Below are 13,507 nucleotides of genomic sequence, written 5' to 3'. Positions count from 1 at the left end.
GTCAGGTCCCCAGCGCGTCGAGCACCAGCCGGCGCTCCGCAATGAGCCAGGCGTCGTCGATCCGCCGCAAGCGGTCGTGATAGACGCCGGTACCGCGCAACTCGACGCTGCCGCCGCTTTTCGGAACCGACAGGACGGTCAGGAAGCATCGGGTGACCGCTTCCGTGTCGCTCAGCTCATCGATCACGAGATTGGTTATCAGATGGCGGCGCTGATCGACCTTCGATACGACGTCGTAGCGCCCTTCGAGAATTTCGCGGATCTGGCGGCGTCCGACTGCAGGCACCGGGACGATTTTGGGGTCCGGCGATATGTCAAAGGTCGCGTCGCCGGCGAACAGCGTCTCCAGACGGTCGAATTCTCCATCGTCGACGTAGACCGCGTAGCGGCAAAGGACTTCGGAAATCTCCTGCCGCGCGGCGGCGGCTTCTCGTGCGCTCAACATCGGTCTTCTCCCGGTCGCCGGGCGATTGTTCCGCGGCTACCCGGCGTCCGCCGCGCGGGCCGCAATCTGCGCCAGAAGCCGGTCGGCGTTGCCGAAAAGCACCTTGTCCAAGACGTCGGCGTCGAACGGCAGTGTCCGGAACCTGCTGAGCGTTTCGCCCAGCGGCGCGAAGGGATAGGCGGACGCGTACAGCATCTTGTGGCCGATCATCGTGTTTGCGGCTTCGACCAGAACCTCGGCGCCGGGCGCAAAGTGGTAGAAGGAATTTTCGAAATAGACATTCTCGCAGCGCCACGCGACGGCGATCATCTCGAGGGGAAAGGGCCAGCCGCCATGCGATGCGATCAGGACAAGGTCCGGGAACCGTTTCGCGACAATGTCTATCGCGAGCGGGCTCGAATTCCCTAGCGGCGTCGGGAGGCCCGGCAACCCGCCCAGGGTGACGACCGCCGGAACGCCGAGGTCGTTGCACGCCCGGTAGATGGGGTCGAACCGTTCGTCGTCCGGTGCGGCCTGTAGCAGAAACGGATCGAAACAGGCGCCGAGCAGGCCGAGGTCGCAGACTGCGTGCCTGACCGCATCGGCGGCCGCTTCGGGTCTGCTGCTGTCCACGCCGGCAAAGCCGACGATCCGGTCGGGGGCGGCGCGCACGCATTCGGCCACGAAGTCGTTGGTCAGTATCCAGTCCGGATCGGTGCCGGACCGGTCCCGCGCCGCGAAAACAGCGCGCTCGATGCCCGCTTCGTCGAGCTGCTTCAGAAAACCGTCGAGCGTCTCCTCGTTGGCCGTGTACTCGCCGTATTTCATGCCGCCGGCTTCGGTGCGGATGGTCCTGGTGCGGCGCGCCAGGTAGCGTGCCCATTCCGGCGTATTCGGGCGCGCACGGAAATCGATGACGCCGCTCATGTGCGTTCTTCTGCTTCCGCTATGGGCACGATCTCGTTGCGCAGGACGGACCAGATCGCCTCGCGCAACTCGGTAACCCGGTCGCCATGGTCGCGCAGATCGTCGGTCACATCGAATGTCGAGATGATCCGGCCCGGACGCGTTCCCATCACCATGATCCGGTCGGAAAGGCGAATCGCCTCGTCGACGCTATGGGTCACGAAGATGATCGTCTGACGCGTCTCCTTGCGAAGCCTCGCCAACAGGTCCTGGAGAATCTCGCGGGTGATCGCGTCGGCGCCGCTGAACGGTTCGTCCATCAGCATCACCTTGGGCTGACACGCAATGCCGCGCGCCAGGGCCGCGCGCTGCTGCATGCCGCCCGAGAGCTGCCAGATATGGTGATCGGCGAATCCGTCCAGGCCGACCATGCCGAGATATTCGAGGGCCCGCTCGCGTCTTTCCGCACGCCCGACACCCGCCACTTCCATCGGGAATTCGACATTCGCGGCGACCGTACGCCACGGAAACAGCGCATATTGCTGGAAAATGACCACATGGTCGGGGCCCGGTCCCTCGATCTCCTCCCCGTCCATGAGAACCCTGCCGCTCGTCGGCGCCTGCAAGCCGGCAACGATCTCGAGCAGAGTCGTCTTGCCGCAGCCGCTCGGCCCGACCAGGCTGACGAACTCGCGGTCCGCAACGGTGCAGTTCACCGTTGTCAGCGCAACGAAGGTGTCACCCGTCTCCGTGGCGAACTCCTTCGTCACGCCCTCGATCGCGATTTTCGCTTGTTGCGGCACGTCTTTCGCTACAGGTCGATCGGCGGACGTAACGACCGAAGTCACCCGCGGCCCTTCCAGGGAATGAGCAATTTCTCGAGCCAGAGCAGGCTGTAGTTGAGCACGACGCCGAACCCGGCCAGAATCAGTATCGCCGCGTACATCTCGGGTATCTTGAATATGTACTGATTGTTCAGGATGAGATAGCCGATTCCGGAATCCGCGCCAATCATCTCTGCCGCGACAAGGACCAGGAACGCGTAGGACGCGCCGAGCCTGATCCCCGTCATCGTCGTCGGCAGGGCCGAAGGCAGGGCGACCTTGAAAAACAGATGGCGCCGCCCGGCGCCCAGCGTGCGGGCCGCCTTGACCAGCCTGACATCGACATTCTGTGCGCCGCTGATGGTATTCAGGAGAATCGGCCAGAGCGCAGCCCAGAGCACGATCGCGACCTGGGACCGGAGACCCAAACCCAGGAAGAGCAGAAACACCGGCAACATGGCAAGCGGCGGCAATTGCCGCAAAAACTCGATTACCGGGCTGAGGGCGCGGGAGAACGACTTGACGAAGCCGATGATCAGGCCGAGCGGGATGCCGACCGCGATGGCGAGCGCAAGGCCGATCCCGCCCCGCTCGAGGCTGGATGCGAGGTGGGGAAATATCTCGCCGCTGGTGAAATACGTAACGGCGACGGACAGCGCCTTCGACGGCGGCGCGAGCAGCGTCACGCCGACCCAGCCGAGTTGCGCCACCACTTCCCACAGCAGAAAGATCGAAAAAATGGGCAGACCGGTGATCAGAACCGTGCCCGCCAGACCGGACGGCTTCTTCCAGCCCGGCAACGGCGGCCGCCAGACGCGCGAACCCGATTCGCCGGGAGTCTGCCCGACGCTCAATTCGGTCGTCTGACGGCCGCCGGTCTGCGACATCGTCCGCCGGATGCAGTCGTGGTCCCCTGTCAGGAAACGCGCTTCAGCAGCCCGGGTTGAATTTGTTGGTGAACCATCCGGTCGGCTTGACGCTTCCGGCCTTGATGACGTCCAGGTCGGTGAGAATCTTGATCCACTCGGCCGCCGCCCCGGCATCGATACAGCCGCCCTTGGCGAACTTGGGAATCAACAGGAGATTCTCGGGCAGGCCGGTCCGCTTTGCGATGATCTTTGTGGCCGCTTCCGGATTCTTGTCGATGAACGCCATCGCGTCCTTCATTCCGGCGACGAACGCCCGGACGATGTCGGGATTTTTCTCGGTGTACTCGGTGGTGAAGGTGTAAGCCGAATACAGTCTGGCCGACGGCGGCAGAGCATCGTTGTCCTTGGCGAGCAGGTGCAGCTTGCCGGGATTCTTCCGGGTACAGGCAACGTAGAACAGGCTGTACAATGCGACGGCATCGATCTGCTTGGAGAGCAGCGCCTGGCACATCGACGGAAGCGGCACGGTCAGACGCCGCACTTTCGCAAGATCGAGCCCTGCGCCCTTGACGAACCCGGCAAGGATATAGTCTGCGTAGGAACCCGGATTGTGGATTCCGACCGTCTTGCCGATCAGGTCCTTGGCGCTCGTGATCCCGCTGCCGGCCAGGGAATAGAGGCGGAAATCGCCATCCGTCGAAATGATTCCGGCCAGCACCGTCGTTATCTTTGCGCCGCCGGCCAGCGCCTGGATCGTCGGCGGTGCGCCCCATCCCTGGCCCGTCGGCACGTGGCCGGCGATCATCGCCTGCATGCCGCGCACCCCTTGGCCGACCTGCTTCACCAGTTCGACGTCCAGATTGTACTTCTTGAAGAACCCCTGATCCTTCGCGATCTGCTCGGGCGAGAAGTAGGGCACCATGAGCATCTTGAACGGCGTCAGCTTCTTCAGTTTGGCGTCCTGCGCAGCGGCCGGATTGCCGGCCAGCAGAAGTGCGCCAGCAAGCGCTACCGAAGCGAGCTTCAAAAAGCCCCGGCACCGTGACGGTGCATGGTTCGAATTCGCAAACATAGGGTTCCCTCCCTTGTGGATCGTCCTGCCGCCGCCCCGAATATCGTGGAGCGTCTCCGGACCGAATTCCATAATATACATTATACATTAGTCGGACTCACGCAACGCGGCACGAAAAAAATCCGCCCTGTCCGTGACACTTCGATTGCACGCCGCAAGAGCGTGCGTGCGCAGCTATCCGGCAATCGGCTTTCCGCAAACCGCCGCCGCCTCGGCTCCGAACGATCGCCGGATCGTTGCAATGCTGATCGCTTTGCAGCGAAGGATCGTGTTACTCGTTTTTTGGTGCGCCGGCCCGGCAGCGGCCGGGTTCGCCCTCGCGGCACGATGTTGGAATTGGACCGAAAAATGTCGGATGCACAGACGGACAACGCAGGCGAACAGTGGCGTCTAACGGGCGAAGTCCTGGCCGGGCGCCCGACCGTCTTCCGCGATGACCTTTTGGCCGACCAGGTGTTCCTGGTCACCGGCGGCGGCACGGGCATGGGCCGCGTGATGACGTTCCTTCTCGCCCGCCTCGGCGCCCAGGTCGTGATTTGCGGGCGGCGCGAAAACGTCCTGCAGGAGACCCGGGACGAGGTCGCCGAAACTGCCGGCGGCACGGTGCACGCAGTCCCGATGTCGATCCGGGAACCCGAGGCGGTCGAGCGGCTCATGGACGAGATATTCTCGAAATTCGGCCGTCTCGACAGCCTGGTCAACAATGCGGGCGGCCAGTTCTTTCAGGACGCGATCGAGTACAGCCACAAGGGTTGGCAGACGGTCATCGATCTCAACCTGAACGGGACCTGGTACATGATGCAGGCCGCCGCCCGGCGCTGGCGCGAACGGAAAATGCCGGGCAGCATCGTCAGCATCGTCGCGGTGATTTCGCGCGGCCTGCCCCAGATCGCCCACACCTGCGCCGCGCGGGCCGGCGTGATCGGGCTGACGCGGAGTCTGGCCGTGGAATGGGCGCCGCTGGACATCCGGGTCAACTGTATCGCGCCGGGATCGATATCGACCGAAGGGCTCGCGGTCTATCCGCCGGAAGCGAGCGCCCGGTTCCGCGATGCCAATCCCCTGCGCCGCCTCGGCGATCCGTGGGACATTGCCGAGGGCGTCGTCTATCTGTCCGCGTCCAGCGGGAACTTCATCACCGGCGAGCTGCTGATAATCGACGGCGGATTCCAGATGTGGGGAAATCCCTGGCCGGGCGGCGTCCCGGATCACTTCAACGTCGTCTGACCGGCGCCGCAGGCTCGCGCCGGATCCCGGAGCTCCATGCCGTTGTTCCGGTCGGTAGTCCGGCGCTGGAGACCCCTCCCATGACCGATGCCCGCGCAGACGTGATCGCCATGTATTCGCGCCATCCGATTTCGGCACGGCATATCCTGTTGAAGATCGGACCGGGGCCGCATCCGCCGGAAGCGCTATGGCCGCACGATCAGGACCACTACGGCGGGCTCGCCGCCAACGAGCGGCTGGCGGAAGCCGTCGGCATGTCGCCGGGAATGAAGATCGCGGACTTTTGCGCCGGTATCGGCGGCCCGGCGCGATGGTATGCGCACAGCAAGGGAGTCGACGTCACCGGCGTCGACCTTTGCCCCGACCGCGTGGCCGGCGCCGCGGCGCTGAACGAAGCGGTCGGCCTGTCGGGCCGGGTGCGGGTGCTCGAAGGCTCGATCGCCGCCGCGCCGCTGCCCGATGCCGCGTTCGACGCCGTGGTCAGCCAGGAAGCGTTCATGCACGTCCCCGACAAGGCGGCCGCGCTGGCCGAGGCGTTCCGCGCGCTTTGCCCCGGCGGACGGCTGGCGCTGACCGACATCACCGTTCCGGCGCCCCTGGCGGCGGCGGATCGAGACCTGTTGCGCCGCGGGCTGATGTTCAATTCCTGCGTGAGCCCGGCAGAATACGTCGCAGCGTTCGAGGACGCAGGGTTCGAAGACGTGCGCCTCACCGACCTGTCCGCCGAATGGGCGGAAATCCTGAAGGAACGGCTGCGCATGTATCTGGCGCTGCGTGAGGAAACCGCCGCCGCCGGCGCGCCGCAGGGCGACGCGTGGTTCTACCGGGCCTATCCCCGCTTCGTCGAACTGATCGCAACGGGCGGTATGGGCGGGGCGCTGGTCAGCGGGAGCAAGCCCGAATTCCGGTGAATCCGAGCCGGCGCCGGCCGAAGCGGCGGGCTCCGGGCCTGCCGAAGCAGGCGTCGCGGAAACGGGGACAATTCCGATTTATTGAACGATTGATCAAAATTCCAGCTCCGGTTTTTCCCGGAAATGCGCCATTTTCTCTTCGTCCAAAAAGCAAAACAGACCGGTCTATTTACCGTGTTTTTTTACCACCGCGCCGGTCGACCGGGCGAATTATTTGTTCATATAATGTTCTTTTCTCGGCTGTCAAGCCCCTCTTGTGCGCGGATCGCGCAGCGCAGGGCCCGGCTTCGAGCCCGCCCCGGCAATTCCGGCTCGTCGAAGGGCGCGCTGCCGCATCGGGGGTTTCGATGGAAGCGGACCGGCTCTAGCGTCCTCGATAGACCGGTTTGCGCCGCTCGGCGAAGGCAGCGATGCCCTCCGAATAATCCTCGGTGGTGCGGATCTTCTCGTAGGAATGGCCCTCGACGTCGAGCGCGACTCTGAGGCTGGTGTCGTAGGCGCTGTTCAATACGCGCTTGAGCGACTGCATCGAGATCGGCGCGAGCGCGTTGAGCCGCGCCGCATAATCGTGCACCAGCGCGGTCAGCCCGTCCGCATCCTCGGCGGTTGCGGTGAGAAGGCCCCAGTCCAGGGCCTGCTCCGCAGGAATCCGTTTGCCGAGCATTACCATGTCCATGGCGCGGGTGAGGCCCGCGATGCGCGCTACCCGCACGCTGCCCCCGGAACCCGGCATCTGGCCGATGGAACTTTCGGGCAGACCGACCAGGCAGTCCTTCGTGGCGAGCCGGAAATCGCAGGCAAGCGCCAACTCGAACCCGACCCCGAAGCAATATTTCTCCAGCGCGGCGATCACCGGCTTCCGGCAGCGCTCCGGCGTGCCTATGTCGTCGGCAAGATCGGACATGCGGTTCTTCGGGATCGAGGGAAAGGACCTGACGTCGCCGCCCGACGTAAACACGCCGCCCGCGCCGCGGATGCAGATCACGCCGATGTCGTCGTCCTCGTCCATCTCCTCGAGCAGGGCGCGGATCTGCCCGCGCGCGCGGTAGGACACGATGTTGAGCGGCGGCCGGTCGAGGATGACGTGGCCGATCCGCTTGTCGACGTCGATCTCGGCGCGCACGCCATCGAGGTCGCGCAGCCGTTCCGCGCGCCGCTCGGCATAGTCCCTTTCCATCGTCTCTCCTTCCGTCCCTGGCTAAAGGGTGCTGTCGAAATCCGGCAGAACCGTGTACGCCCCGTCGCGCAGCAGGCGGCGCAGCAGCTTGCCCGAGGCCGAGCGCGGAATGCTCTCGACGAAAACATAGGCGCGCGGCCGCTTGAACCGGGCGAGATCGCCGGCGAGGCAGGCGGCGTCGAGGCGCTCGGCGCTTGCCTCCGACGAGGCCGGCTCGACGAAGGCGACGACCTTCTGGCCCATGCGGTCGTCGGGTATCCCGATCACCGCCGCCTGGCGGACGAGCGGCAGGGCGTCGAGCGCGTCCTCGACCTCTTCGGGATGGATGTTCTCGCCGCCCGAGATGATCATGTCGTCGACCCGGCCGACGAGAAACAGTTCGCCGTCCTCGTCGAAATAGCCGAGGTCGCCGGTGAAATACCAGCCGCCGCGGATCGCTTTGGCGTCGGCGTCGGGCCGTTTCCAGTAGCCCGCGAAGGCGTCCAGGCACGCCATCGGCGCGATGACTTCGCCGATCTCGCCCCGGGGCAGGATCTCGTCGGGCCCGCTCCTGCAGTCCGGGTCGGCGAAGACGACGCGCAACTCCTGGCCGGTCGCCGCGCGCCCGGCGCAGCCCGGTTTATCGACCACATGGTCGCAGACGGCGAAGGAGTAGATCTCCGACGACCCGTAGAAATTGACGAAAACCTCGGGCTGGAAGATTTCGGCGCAGGTCCTGGTGAGCGCCGAGGTCATCGACGTCCCGGCGAATCCGATGTGACGGACCGAAGAGAGGTCGGCGGCCGCGATGCCGGGATGATGGACCATGTCGTGGAACATCGTCGGCACCAGGAACAGCGCCTCGATGCGTTCCGTCTCGATCAGCCCGATCGCATCGCCCGCGTCGAAGGCGGGCATGCAGACGAAGGCGCCGTTGAGTGCCGCCGCCATCTCCAGCGCGCGCACGCCCATGGTGTGGAACAGCGGCATCACGCCGAGCTGCACTTCCCCGTAGCGGTAGTGGAGCTGCGCGACGCAGTTGAACGTCGCGTTGCGCTCGGCGTTGTGCGTCCGCGGCACGCCCTTCGGACGGCCGGTAGTCCCCGAAGTGTAGAGCATCAGGCAGGTCGACGCCGGATCGGCCGGACGAGGCGCGATTCCGCCGGGCGCGCCTGCAAGATCCTCGAAGGCCGCGCCCTCCCCCGCCGCTCCGCCGACGCGGACACGGCGGTCTTCCGGGAACCCGGTCGCGCGCAGCGCTTCGACGGCCGAGGCTTCGGAGCGCGGCTCGTAGACGAAGACCTTCGCCTCGCAATTCTCGATCACATAGGCGAAATCGTCCCCGCTGCCCCGCCAGTTGAACGGGACGAAGGCCGCGCCGATCCGCTGGCAGGCCCAGAAAAGCGTCGCCGTCTCGACCCGGTTGGACAACACCGCGGCGACCGCGTCCCCGGCATCGATCCCCAACCCCGTCAGCCCGGCGGCGACGCGGGCGATCTCGTCGTTCCACTCTGCGTAGGTCATCCGGACCGGGCCATCGACCACGGCAAGCGCGCCGGGGTCCCGCGCAACGGCACGCGCGAAAACCGTACCGAGCGGTATGGCGGTCACGACGCGTCTCCCGCGACGTCCAGAATTGCGCGAACGATGCCCTCGTAGCCGGTGCAGCGGCAGATATGGCCGGACAGCATTTCGCGCACCTCGTCTTCGGTCGGGTCCGGGTTGGTTTCCAGGAACTGCGTCGCCGAGATCAGGATGCCCGGCGTGCAGAAGCCGCATTGCAGCGCGTGACGGCGGCGGAACGCCTCCTGCAGCGGGCTTAGTACCCCGTCCGTGGCGAGCCCTTCAACGGTGCCGATCTCGGCACAGTCTGCCTGCACCGCGAAGTGCAGGCAGGAACGCGCCGCGCGGCCGCCGATGGTGACGGTGCAGGCGCCGCAGACCCCGTGCTCACAGCCGACATGGGTGCCGAACAGCTTCAGCTCGTGGCGCAGAAAATCGCTCAATAGGGTCCGCGCTTCGGCGAAGCCGCTGTAGCGACGGCCGTTGACCGTAACGGTGACGCGATGCCGGGCGCCCGGCTCTATCCTCAGCATTGCCGCGCACCCGCTCTTTCGAAGGCCCGTTCGAGGACGCGGGCGCCCAGGACTCGAACGAGCTGGCGCCGATAGGCTGCGCTTGCCCTGGGGTCTTCCATCGGATCGGCCCGGTCGGCAGCCAGCGCCGCCGCCTCGGACGCCGTTCGGGCCGTCGCGGGCGCGCCGACAAAACCGGCAAGGTCGGCCAGCACCGGGCGGTCCTCTATGCCGCCGAGGCCGAGCGACAACGCGGCAAGGTTGCCGTCCGGAGCAACGGTCGCGACGGCAGCTGCCGCCCCGATGGCGAAGTCTCCGTGCCTCTGGGCGATCTCGTCGAAGGCATAGCCGGTCTTCGGGTTGCTCCGCGGCCAGCGAAGCGCGGTCACGAGTTCGTCGGGCTCGCGGATGGTGGTGAAAATTCCGTCGAAGAAGTCGGTCGCGGCGACGGCGCGCATCCCGCCCCTTTGCCGGAGGATCACGTCGCCGCCGAGCGCTGCCAGGGCCAACGGGATCTCGGCGCTTGGATCGGCGTGGCAGACCGAGCCGCCCAGGGTTCCCCGGTTCCGGGTCTGGAAATGCCCGACGAACGGCAACGCCTGGGAAAGAAGCGGCACCTCATCGCGGACGAGCGCGGAATCGAGCGCGTCGGCCTGCCGGCAAAGCGCCCCGGTTTCGACCGAATCGTCCAGAAGCCGGATACCGGACAATTCTTCGACGGGGTTGACGTCGACGATGGCGGCGGGCCGCGCCAGCCGCATGTTGAGCATCGGGCCGAGCGACATCCCGCCGGCCAGGACCGCGGCGTCGGAACCGAACTCGGCCATCAGGTCCAGCGCCTCGTCGAGCGTATCGGCCCGGCAGTATTCGAACGGTGCGGGTTTCACCCGGCGCCTCCGCCTTCCGCGACGAGCTCCCAGACCCTGTTGAGGGTGAAGGGCGGATCGATGTCCTCGCGTCCGAGCGCGTCGGCAACGGCGTTCGCGATCGCCACGGGCGCCAGCATCGAACAGCCGTCGCCCATCCCCTTGGAACCGAGCGCCGTGTGGGGGGATGGTGTGCCGACGTGGCCGACGATGAGGCGGGGCATCTCCGGCGCGGTCACGCAGAGATAGTCGGCAAGGGTGCCCGAGAGCGGATTCCCGTCGGTGTCGTAGACCATCTCTTCCAGCAGCGCGCCGCCGACGCCGTGAGCGAACCCTCCGACGATCTGGCCTTCTACGATCAGAGGATTGAGGACGTTCCCGACGTCGTGGACCGAGACGTATGTCTTCACGTCGACCTTTCCGGTGCCGGGATCGATCTCCACCGCCGCCAGATCGCAGATGAATCCGAAGGTCACGGCCGAAGCCACCCGGTCCCGGTCATCCGGCGGTCCAAGCTCGGGCGGCGACACGATCACGGTCTCGAAGATACCGGGCGCCATGCCCTCGGGCAGGCCGGCGGGGTGCCAGTGGGTCTTGGCGGCGACGCGGCGGAACGGGAGGGATTTTTCCGGCACGCCGACAATGCGGGCGGCGCCGTCGGCCAGTTCGATATCTTCCGCCGCCACCTCCAGGTCTTCGGCGGCGATTGCCCGGACCTTGTCGGCGACCCGGCGCGCGGCATCGCCGATGGCGCCGATCACCACCGACGAAAACCGGTTCGCGTAGTTGCCGGAGGCGAGCGACCACGCGCTGGTCAGTGTGTCAACCTCGGTCACCACGTCGATGTCGTCCGGCGTGAGCCCGAGCGCGTCGGCCACGATCTGGGCGGCGACCGTGGCATGCCCCTGCCCGGCCGGCGTCGAGACCGTCTTCACCGTCACCGAGCCGGACGGATCGATCGAAATCGTGCAGGTCCCGAGACCGCCGGACCGGCCGCCGGCGCGGGCGCGTTCCTCCGGCGTCTGGGCAAGCGTCACATAGGCCATGTTGGAACCGGACGGCTCGACCGCCGCCGCCATGCCGATGCCGAACAGCCGGCCCTCCTCCCGCGCCCGGTCGCGCTCGTCGCGCAACGAAGCGTAGTCCGCGAGGTCGAGCGCCTTGTCGAGGCCGGCTTCGTAGTCGCCGGCGTCGTAGAGCGATCCGGCCGGCGCGCGATAGGGAAAGGCGTCTTTCGGGATAAAGTTGCGCCGCCTGATCTCGGCGATATCGAGTCCGAGCGCCCGCGCGCCGGCCTCCATCGCCCGTTCCAGCGCGAAGAAGAACTGCGGGCCGCCATAGCCGCGGTTGAGACCGATCGGCAGGCGGTTCGTCGTCACCAGCCGGTTTTCGACGGATATGTTGCCGACGCCGTAAGCGCCGTTGGACGCGCTGTGCATGCGGTAGACGGAGGCCGGCTCCGGCGCGCGGATATAGGCGCCGACATCGACCGTGTTGAAGAACCGGAGGCCGGTCAGGGTGCCGTCGTCCCTGAACGCCGCTTCGACCGCATCTTCGCGGTTCGACGCCGATGAGGAACCCACCAGGTGCTCCAGCCGGTCCTCGATCCATTTGAGCGGCATGCCCAGAAGGCGGCTCGCCGCCGCCAGCAACACCAGGTATGGAAATATCCCCTGTTTGATTCCGAAGCTGCCGCCGCTCTGCGGAGCGGTGATCAGGCGCAGCCGGTTTCCCGGCACATCGAGCGCGTCGCACATCAGCGCGTGCAGGATGAACGGTCCCTGGAAATTGGACCAGATCGTGTAGCGGTCGGGCGCAGGCTCGAACTGCGCGACCGCGCCGTAGGTTTCCACCGGAGTCGAGGAATAGCGCGGGAAGGTCCAGTCCAGCCGGACGACGCGGTCGGCTTCCTCGAACGCGGTCTCCGGGTCGCCGTAGCGGAAGGTGCGATGGTGCGCGACGTTCGAACCGACCGCCTCGTGCAGCAACGGCGAATCGTCGTTCATGGCCGCCTTCGGATCGATGACCGGGGGCAGCGGCCGGTATTCGACCTCGATCAGTTCGAGCGCATCCTCGGCGACATACCGGTCTTCGGCCGCGACCAGCGCGACCGGCTCGCCGGCATAGCGCACCTTGCCGGCCGCCATCGGGTAATAGTCGATCGGCACCCGGACGGCACTCGGGATCGGTCCGGTCGCCGCGGCGATGTCGGCGCCGGTGAGGACGCCGTAAACGCCCGGGTGCGCCTCCGCTCTCGAAACGTCTATCGACAGGATTTCGGCGTGGGCGTGCGGCGAGCGCAGGAGCGCCGCGTGGCGGATCCCCGGTACCGGCTCCATGTCGTCAATGAAGCGCGCGCGGCCGGTGAGAAGAGCCTCGTCCTCCTTGCGCGGGACCGGAGCCCCGACCCAGCGGCCGACGACGGTCATCGCGCGGCGGGGGACGGTCCGCGACCGGCCGTCCGGCACTTGCAGAAACCGGCCGGGAACTGCGCGGTCGCGCCGCCGGCCGTCGCGCGCGCTGGCAGCCTGTTGCCTGTCATGCCCCGATTTTCCGATCTGCGTGCCGTTCGGGCCGGATCCCCGAGCGCCGTTCCTATCAGACCGGACGGGGCGCCGCGACACAATTTGCCCGATTTCTGCACATCCGGATCGCGGGTACATGCGGGACCCCCGTGATCCTTTGAAGGGCGGAGACATGCTCCCCGTACCCAGGCTGCGCCACTTCTGCGACATTGCCGTCGAACTGGGACCGGTCCGCGAGATGGGCGCGGGCCGCGCCGGGCGGCGGCGCATCATCCCGATCGTCGGCGGCCGCGTAACCGGGCCCGGGATATCGGGACGCCTCCTCAATCTCGGCGCGGACTGGCAGACGATATTCGCCGACGGGACCGCCGAGCTCGACACCCGGTACGCGATGGAAACGGACGACGGGGCCCTGATCGAAATCGTCAACTACGGCTTTCGCCACGGGCCCGCGGAGGTCATCGAGCGCCTCGCTGCCGGCGAGGACGTCCCGCCCGACAGCTACTACATGCGCACCCATGCCCGGCTCGAAACCGGCGATGCCGGATACGCCTGGGTCAACCGCATGCTGTTCGTCGGCACGGGAGCGCGGCAAGAGTCCTCGGTTCGGATTACACTCTTCGCCGTCGAGTGATCGAGACGCAGCCGCGCG

At 66.5% G+C, this 13,507-nt stretch carries 13 protein-coding genes; 3 read left to right on the top strand and 10 right to left on the bottom strand.

Going from position 1 to position 13,507, the window contains the following annotated elements:
• Window position 1: 1 nt before the first annotated feature.
• From OXM58_12095 to OXM58_12075, 5 genes are read right to left on the bottom strand one after another with little or no spacing between them, the layout of a single operon-like run.
• Window positions 2-445: a nuclear transport factor 2 family protein gene (locus OXM58_12095; GenBank protein ID MDE0149102.1), complete on the bottom strand. Its 444-nt coding sequence runs from the start codon at window positions 443-445 to the stop codon at window positions 2-4.
• Between the two features lie 36 nt (window positions 446-481).
• Window positions 482-1,351, bottom strand: a complete 870-nt coding sequence (locus OXM58_12090) for an amidohydrolase family protein (protein ID MDE0149101.1) — start codon at window positions 1,349-1,351, stop codon at window positions 482-484.
• Window positions 1,348-2,133 carry an ABC transporter ATP-binding protein gene (locus tag OXM58_12085; GenBank protein ID MDE0149100.1) on the bottom strand — a complete coding sequence of 262 codons (786 nt, stop codon included), beginning with the start codon at window positions 2,131-2,133 and terminating at the stop codon, window positions 1,348-1,350. The genes OXM58_12090 and OXM58_12085 overlap by 4 nt, the downstream gene beginning before the upstream one ends.
• Before the next feature lie 41 nt (window positions 2,134-2,174).
• Window positions 2,175-3,041, bottom strand: coding sequence for an ABC transporter permease (locus tag OXM58_12080; GenBank protein ID MDE0149099.1), 867 nt, complete (start codon window positions 3,039-3,041; stop codon window positions 2,175-2,177).
• Window positions 3,042-3,084: 43 nt separating this feature from the next.
• The gene (locus OXM58_12075) at window positions 3,085-4,095 is read right to left on the bottom strand and encodes an ABC transporter substrate-binding protein (protein ID MDE0149098.1); all 1,011 of its coding nucleotides are present in this window, start codon (window positions 4,093-4,095) and stop codon (window positions 3,085-3,087) included.
• 348 nt (window positions 4,096-4,443) lie between these two features.
• Here OXM58_12075 and OXM58_12070 point away from each other — a divergent pair, with 348 nt between their 5' ends.
• Window positions 4,444-5,322, top strand: coding sequence for an SDR family oxidoreductase (locus tag OXM58_12070; GenBank protein ID MDE0149097.1), 879 nt, complete (start codon window positions 4,444-4,446; stop codon window positions 5,320-5,322).
• Between the two features lie 80 nt (window positions 5,323-5,402).
• Window positions 5,403-6,233: a methyltransferase domain-containing protein gene (locus OXM58_12065; GenBank protein ID MDE0149096.1), complete on the top strand. Its 831-nt coding sequence runs from the start codon at window positions 5,403-5,405 to the stop codon at window positions 6,231-6,233.
• Between the two features lie 364 nt (window positions 6,234-6,597).
• Here the strand turns inward: OXM58_12065 and OXM58_12060 are convergent, their stop codons facing one another.
• From OXM58_12060 to OXM58_12040, 5 genes are read right to left on the bottom strand one after another with little or no spacing between them, the layout of a single operon-like run.
• Window positions 6,598-7,410: an enoyl-CoA hydratase/isomerase family protein gene (locus tag OXM58_12060; protein MDE0149095.1), complete on the bottom strand. Its 813-nt coding sequence runs from the start codon at window positions 7,408-7,410 to the stop codon at window positions 6,598-6,600.
• A gap of 21 nt (window positions 7,411-7,431) precedes the next feature.
• Window positions 7,432-9,000 carry an AMP-binding protein gene (locus tag OXM58_12055; GenBank protein ID MDE0149094.1) on the bottom strand — a complete coding sequence of 523 codons (1,569 nt, stop codon included), beginning with the start codon at window positions 8,998-9,000 and terminating at the stop codon, window positions 7,432-7,434.
• On the bottom strand, window positions 8,997-9,485 hold the full coding sequence (locus OXM58_12050; GenBank protein MDE0149093.1) for a (2Fe-2S)-binding protein: 489 nt from the start codon (window positions 9,483-9,485) through the stop codon (window positions 8,997-8,999). Before OXM58_12050 ends, OXM58_12055 begins: the two co-directional genes overlap by 4 nt.
• On the bottom strand, window positions 9,479-10,351 hold the full coding sequence (locus OXM58_12045) for an FAD binding domain-containing protein (protein MDE0149092.1): 873 nt from the start codon (window positions 10,349-10,351) through the stop codon (window positions 9,479-9,481). Before OXM58_12045 ends, OXM58_12050 begins: the two co-directional genes overlap by 7 nt.
• Entirely contained in the window at window positions 10,348-12,759 is a 2,412-nt protein-coding gene (locus OXM58_12040; protein ID MDE0149091.1) for a xanthine dehydrogenase family protein molybdopterin-binding subunit, read from the bottom strand. Before OXM58_12040 ends, OXM58_12045 begins: the two co-directional genes overlap by 4 nt.
• A gap of 268 nt (window positions 12,760-13,027) precedes the next feature.
• Here OXM58_12040 and OXM58_12035 point away from each other — a divergent pair, with 268 nt between their 5' ends.
• A complete protein-coding gene (locus tag OXM58_12035; GenBank protein MDE0149090.1) occupies window positions 13,028-13,489 on the top strand; it encodes a DUF3237 domain-containing protein in 462 nt (153 codons plus the stop codon).
• The last annotated feature ends 18 nt before the right edge of the window (window positions 13,490-13,507 follow it).

The sequence above is a fragment of the Rhodospirillaceae bacterium genome (genome assembly GCA_028819475.1).
In the GTDB taxonomy this organism is placed as follows: Bacteria; Pseudomonadota; Alphaproteobacteria; order Bin65; family Bin65; genus Bin65.
The sequence above is the reverse complement of the archived record's forward strand: the minus strand, read 5'-3'. Positions and strand labels throughout refer to the sequence as shown.

Bases quoted from the DNA above. Each gene is read 5' to 3' on its own strand.
- OXM58_12090 (MDE0149101.1), bottom strand. From the start codon at position 1,351: ATGAGCGGCGTCATCGATTTCCGTGCGCGCCCGAATACGCCGGAATGG.
- OXM58_12075 (MDE0149098.1), bottom strand. From the start codon at position 4,095: ATGTTTGCGAATTCGAACCATGCACCGTCACGGTGCCGGGGCTTTTTG.
- OXM58_12060 (MDE0149095.1), bottom strand. From the start codon at position 7,410: ATGGAAAGGGACTATGCCGAGCGGCGCGCGGAACGGCTGCGCGACCTC.
- OXM58_12095 (MDE0149102.1), bottom strand. From the start codon at position 445: ATGTTGAGCGCACGAGAAGCCGCCGCCGCGCGGCAGGAGATTTCCGAA.
- OXM58_12070 (MDE0149097.1), top strand. From the start codon at position 4,444: ATGTCGGATGCACAGACGGACAACGCAGGCGAACAGTGGCGTCTAACG.
- OXM58_12040 (MDE0149091.1), bottom strand. From the start codon at position 12,759: ATGACCGTCGTCGGCCGCTGGGTCGGGGCTCCGGTCCCGCGCAAGGAG.
- OXM58_12080 (MDE0149099.1), bottom strand. From the start codon at position 3,041: ATGTCGCAGACCGGCGGCCGTCAGACGACCGAATTGAGCGTCGGGCAG.
- OXM58_12065 (MDE0149096.1), top strand. From the start codon at position 5,403: ATGACCGATGCCCGCGCAGACGTGATCGCCATGTATTCGCGCCATCCG.
- OXM58_12035 (MDE0149090.1), top strand. From the start codon at position 13,028: ATGCTCCCCGTACCCAGGCTGCGCCACTTCTGCGACATTGCCGTCGAA.
- OXM58_12050 (MDE0149093.1), bottom strand. From the start codon at position 9,485: ATGCTGAGGATAGAGCCGGGCGCCCGGCATCGCGTCACCGTTACGGTC.